At 64.3% G+C, this 2,058-nt stretch carries 1 protein-coding gene and 1 tRNA gene; one reads left to right on the top strand and one right to left on the bottom strand.

The genetic code is table 11. From position 1 onward, the window contains the following. Window positions 1-93: 93 nt before the first annotated feature. Window positions 94-169: transfer RNA gene (locus tag GY725_15150), tRNA-Lys, on the bottom strand. Between the two features lie 114 nt (window positions 170-283). On the opposite strand from GY725_15150, the gene GY725_15145 reads away from it, so the two are divergent. Continuing rightward, the coding region (locus GY725_15145; GenBank protein MCP4005525.1) for a S41 family peptidase at window positions 284-2,058 on the top strand (1,775 nt) is incomplete at its 3' end.

Here is a 2,058-nt window from a genome sequence, read left to right as displayed (position 1 = left end):
TTGACGACAGCTCTCGACGGCCCCTCTTCAACACGCCGCCATCGGAGCAAGCGCGACGCGCATCAAGAAGTCGTGCACCGGCGCGCACTTCCCTGGTGAGCGCGGCCGGGATCGAACCGGCGACCGGCGGATTAAGAGTCCGCTGCTCTGCCAACTGAGCTACGCGCCCGGGCGCATGATAGCGAGTCCTGTGGGCGCCGCGAGGGGAAATCCTCGCCAGGAGGCAGGTTTGGCGCCAGGGGGGCGCGGCGGCCCACGCGGGGCCGGGCTAGACTTCGCGGCAATGCTAAAACTCGACCTCGTGGCCCTTGTCTCCCCCTCTTTCCCTTCTCCTCATCTGGTATGGCACAGGAAGGCTGGAGTCCGATCCGGACGCTGGTCGATCGCGCTGCTCTGCCTGCTGTGGATCCTCGGCGGCTGCGCGGTTCGGACGCTTCCGGTCGAAGAGGCCGCGACGCCCCTGACGAGCGAGACCTTCCGCCGTACGCTCGACATGTATTTGTATCCCGACCGCCTGGACCGCCGGGTTCTGGTCGGTTCGCTCGACGCGCTCGAGAGTCGCTTCGACTCGGTGCGCTTCGATGACGATGAGGAGAACCAGCAGGGCATCCTGACGGTTGGCGAAGCCAAGGTGACCGTACCGGTTGCTCCCACCTTCGAACGCGAACAGTACCGACGCGTGCTCGCGCGGGCGCTGCACTTCGTGGCTCGAAATCTCCGCGAAGAGATCAAGCCCGATGAGACGCTCGAACTGATCAGCCTGCGCGGTGCGCTCAACGCGCTGGACCGCTACTCCACTGTGTTCTCTGGGCGCAGCACCGATGACTTCAAGATCCGGTTTTCCGGAAAGCTATTTGGCATCGGCTCTCAGATCGGGCGGCGCGATGGCGACCTGATTGCGATCCATGTGTTTCCCGACAGCCCGGCGGAACGCGGCGGCCTGAAAGACGGCGATGCGATCATCACCGTGGACGGCGATCCCACCCAACCTCTCAGCCTGCACGAGGCCGTCGATCGGATTCGCGGCGAGGTTGATACGCAGATCGTTCTGGGCGTGCGACGCGGTGAGGAAAAGGAAGAACTCGAGATCACCATTACGCGCGGCGAGGTCGTGGTTCCCAGTGTAGAGACGAAGAAGCTGAGTGACCGGATCGGCTACTCACGCATCTTCCAGGTGAGCCGAAACACCGCCGTCGAGTTCGCCGAGAAGACCAACGCCCTGGGAAACCTGGACGGGCTCGTGCTCGATCTGCGCGGGAATACCGGAGGCAGCATGACGGCGGCCTCGCATCTGGCCGATCTCTTTCTGTCGCGCCAGCTGATCCTGCGGGTGGTCAATCGCGACGGCGAACCCGCGTCGACGCGCTCACGCCAGATCGCGGGTCCAGAAGTCCTGTTTCCCTTCAAGACGGTCGTGCTCGTGGATGGCTCGACGGCTTCCGCGGCGGAGATTCTCTCCGGCGCCATGGCTCCGCTGGGGCATGTGACCATCGTCGGGCAGACGACCTTCGGAAAGGGCCTGATCCAGCAGGTCATCCCCTTGCCCGACGAGAACCTGCTCAAGCTCACGGTGGCGGAGTATCTGCTCTCGGGGGATCGCGCGATTCACGGCAAGGGCATCGAGCCCGATATCGTCCTGTATCCGGTTCCCGACAAGAGCCTCGGAGAACTCGCCGACGTGCCCGAGAACGCGCTCCCCTACATCCGCATTTCCGGTGAAGACGATACCTTCCCGATCGACTTCTCTCAGCGCATGCTGGAGATCGGCAATGAAGCCGCCATCGCGGAGACACGCATCAGCGCGAACAAGAGCATCAACGAACAGCTGGAGGACTTCGGGGTCGTCTGGCGCAGCGCGTCGAGTCAGCTTCCGTCTGAACTCGGTGCTGCGCTCGAGGTCTCGGCGACTGGGGCCGACCTGGTGGCGGGCGAGTCCTCGGTCCTGACGCTCGAGGTTCACAACCCCAATTCGTTCCCGGTACCCGACACGTGGATCGCCCTGCGCGCACCCGCGACCTACGTGCAGAACCAGCTCGTGTCGCTCGGCACGCTTCCCGC

Source organism: bacterium (assembly GCA_024226335.1).
GTDB lineage: Bacteria > Myxococcota_A > UBA9160 > SZUA-336 > SZUA-336 > JAAELY01.
This window is presented reverse-complemented; position numbering and strand designations above follow the sequence as displayed.